Raw genomic sequence first — 3360 nt, 5'->3', positions numbered from 1 at the left:
GGGACCTTCGCCGCCCGCCGCGCGGCCTGATCCCCCCATTTTCCCCACCCAATCCCCTGCCCCACAACGCCCCGCCGATTTCTCCCGGCTTTTTGCGCCCACCTCTCCGGCGCGCGTTTATCCTGTCCGGTCATCCCGGGCCGCACAGGAGGCGCATTGAACCACTGGACTGTTTTCCTTCTCCCGATGGGAGAAGGGGGACCCGCGCACCGGACCCCGGACTTGTTCCGGGGGGAGGTTCTTGCGCGGGGGTTGAGGGTCGTCTGTTTCAGACGGCCACCACCCGACCCTCACCCTGCGCGCGAAGAAGCGGCCTGCTTCGCATCCCGCGGCGCGCAGCCCTCTCCCACCGGGAGAGGGGCCGTTGCACTCCGGTTGCACTGTTTTTCGCATCCGGAGTCTCACGCTCGCGTCGGACCCCCGCGAAATCAGTCCCTTGAGCCGAAAAATGAGACTCCCGTTGCACTGTTTTTCGCGCCGGGAGTCTCACCGGTTTCGGACAATTCGCACTATTCGGACCCTGTTTTTCCTCCCCCGTCGGGGGTGGAGGAAGGAGCGGCGGAGCCGATCCGACGACAGGACCACGAAGTGGTGGAGGGGGCCAACCCCATCCGCCGACGCTTGAGACCGGCCCCCTCCACCGCCTGACGGCGGTCCCCCTCCCCCGGGCGCTGCGCTTCGGGGGCGGATCAGCGGCAGAACGCCCTTCCCCCCGTGGCCTCCAGATGCAGGTGGTCGTCGTGGAAGGCGTTGTAGTCGGGGCTCAGCACCGTGCCGAAGATGCGGCAGGCGTCGTCGCGGATGCGGCGCAGGAAGCGGGCTTCCGGGCCGTTTCCGCTCCAGTCGCCGGCCACGGTGATGCGGCGGCCGTCCCTCAGGCGCACGCCCGAGAAGTCCAGGGCGGCGGCCAGGCCGTGGGCGCTGGGGCGATTGCCGGCCATATTGTTGACCGGGCGACAGGCGTATGTGCCGAAATGATCAATAGACACAACGTCTTGTCCGAATATTTCCCGGGCGGCGGGCTCCACCGACTGGCGCCGCCAGATGCTGATGGCCAGGGCCGTCTGGCAGGTCACCACCGGGTCGCCCGGCGTCATGCGCGCCACCGTGCCCATGTCCGGCCCCAGGGTCCCGGCGTCGTAGAGGCCGCAGGCACCGCCCCGCGCCTCGTCGGGCCGGGGGCTGAAGCGCACCCTGGCCGCCGACAGCTGGGCCAGGCAGCGCCCCAGGTGGCCGCCCTCGCTCAGCACCGCCCCCTGGGTCCGCCCGTCGATGGGCCGGTCGATCAGCACCTCGCTGATGGACGCCGGCGGCGCCCCCGACGGGGTCGGCCCGGGCTGGTAGGGCCCCGGCTGCGGGTCGGGCAGCATCCGCCCGCACCCGGCCAGCAGCAGGATCAGCAACAGGGATGCGAGGGCGCGCATGGGGCCTCCGGGGTGAGTCGGGGCGCCCAGCTTACCCGATCGGGGCCGCCTCCGCCGCCCGCCGCCGCGTCATCACCACAGTCAGGACGATGGCCCCGACGACCACCGCCAGCCGCAGGCCGTTGCCCAGCCAGCCGCCCAGCGCCGTCTCGCCCAGGGCGAAGACGATCCACAGGCTGTTCAGGCCCACGTGCAGCAGGATCGGCGGCCACAGGTTGAAGCCCCACCGCACGAACAGCCAGCCGAACAGCAGCCCGCCCAGCCCCGTGATCGCCACGATCCCGGCCACCTCCATCAGCTCGGTCCCCTGCCCCGCATGCACCAGACCGAACAGCAGCGCCGGCAGCAGGCACGCCGCCCACCATCGCCAGCCCGCCCACAGGATCAGCGCCCCCACCGCTAGCCCCCGATAGATCACCTCCTCGATCACCGGAAAGCCCACGCCCTGCCAGAACAGGTCCAGCCCGGTGAACCCCCGCGACATCGGCGCGGCCACGGCGGCGATGAGGAGGGCGGGAACGAACAGCGCCGCCGCCCAGATCAAGGGCCGCACCACCGGCGCCCGTAGACCCGTCAGGCCCAACACCCGCCCCGGCCCGGCCCGCGCCGCCAGCATCAGCAGCCCCGCCATCACGACCAGATCGCTCAGGTTCACCAGCACCGAGGCCAGATAGGGCGTCTGGATCCCCGTCAGGTGCGGCCTCATCACCTGCCCGCTGAACGCCGCCCACACCAGCGCCGCCGTCACCGCCCCCGCCGCCAGCAACGCCCCGGGCGCCCGCCAGTGGGTCTCCTTCTCCGCTTCCGCCACGTCACGCCCTCCGTTGAGGCCTTATTGTCTAGCCTGTTTCCGCCCCACGTCGAGCCCGCCTGCGCCTGCCCCCTAGCCTCCCGCCTCCCGCGTCACTACCTTGGCGTTCATGGCCCGTTCTCCCTCGAAATCCGCAAAGCCCGTCCACACCCCGGGCGTGTCCGACATGTCGGGGACCTTCGTGCACGACGCGCCGAAAAAGCGCGGCCAGGATCCCATGCTTGCACCGATCACCGGCCCGCGCCTCACGGCCGAGATCGCGCCGGGCGTCGACGCCGACTGGACGCCGCACCGCCCCTCGCGCCCCGACAAGCGGGTGAAGACGCCCTTTCGCATGGTCGCGCCGTTCGAGCCCGCCGGCGACCAGCCCGCCGCCATCGCCGAATTGGTGGCCACCGCCGAGTCCGGCGAGCGCGATCAGGTGCTGCTGGGCGTCACCGGCTCTGGCAAGACCTTCACCATGGCCAAGGTCATCGAACAGACCCAGCGCCCCGCCCTGATCCTGGCCCACAACAAGACCCTGGCCGCCCAGCTCTATTCAGAATTCAAGTCTTTCTTCCCCGATAATGCAGTCGAATACTTTGTATCCTATTACGATTATTATCAACCGGAAGCATATGTTCCAAGAACAGACACCTATATTGAGAAGGATTCAAGTATAAACGAGCAGATCGACCGGATGCGGCACTCGGCGACGCGGTCGATTCTGGAGCGGGACGATGTGATCGTGGTGGCGTCGGTCAGCTGCATCTACGGCATCGGCTCGGTGGAGACCTATACGGCCATGACCTTCGACCTGAAGGTGGGCCAGACCATCGACGAGTCCAAGCTGCGGGCCGACCTGATCGCGCTGCAGTACAAGCGCAACGACGCCGCCTTCGACCGGGGCATGTTCCGCAAGCGCGGCGACACCCTCGAGATCTTCCCGGTCCACCAGGAGGACCGCGCCTGGCGCGTCAGCCTGTTCGGCGACGAGATCGAGTCCATCGCCGAGTTCGACCCCCTCACCGGCAAGAAGACCGCCGACCTGACCGAGATCACCGTCTATGCGGCCAGCCACTATGTGACCCCGCGCCCCACGCTCAACCAGGCCATCACCGGCATCAAGGCCGAGCTCAAGGAAAC

At 69.0% G+C, this 3360-nt stretch carries 3 protein-coding genes; 1 reads left to right on the top strand and 2 read right to left on the bottom strand.

The genetic code is table 11. The features are described from left to right. Positions 1 to 689: 689 nt before the first annotated feature. Together C0461_RS13950 and C0461_RS13945 are read right to left on the bottom strand one after the other, a co-directional pair. Positions 690 to 1424 (bottom strand): extensin family protein, encoded by a 735-nt coding sequence (locus C0461_RS13950; protein WP_292107858.1) that lies wholly within the window; start codon positions 1422 to 1424, stop codon positions 690 to 692. A 31-nt stretch (positions 1425 to 1455) separates the two neighbouring features. Continuing rightward, on the bottom strand, positions 1456 to 2235 hold the full coding sequence (locus tag C0461_RS13945; protein ID WP_292107856.1) for a CPBP family intramembrane glutamic endopeptidase: 780 nt from the start codon (positions 2233 to 2235) through the stop codon (positions 1456 to 1458). A 109-nt stretch (positions 2236 to 2344) separates the two neighbouring features. Here C0461_RS13945 and C0461_RS13940 point away from each other — a divergent pair. Further along, the coding region (locus C0461_RS13940) for a DEAD/DEAH box helicase family protein (RefSeq protein WP_292107854.1) at positions 2345 to 3360 on the top strand (1016 nt) is incomplete at its 3' end.

The sequence above is a fragment of the Brevundimonas sp. genome (assembly GCF_013823285.1).
Classification (GTDB): domain Bacteria; phylum Pseudomonadota; class Alphaproteobacteria; order Caulobacterales; family Caulobacteraceae; genus Brevundimonas.
This window is presented reverse-complemented; position numbering and strand designations above follow the sequence as displayed.

What these genes read in the sequence shown, in the direction of transcription:
- C0461_RS13950 (WP_292107858.1), bottom strand. Translation starts at nt 1,424, where the DNA reads ATGCGCGCCCTCGCATCCCTGTTGCTGATCCTGCTGCTGGCCGGGTGC.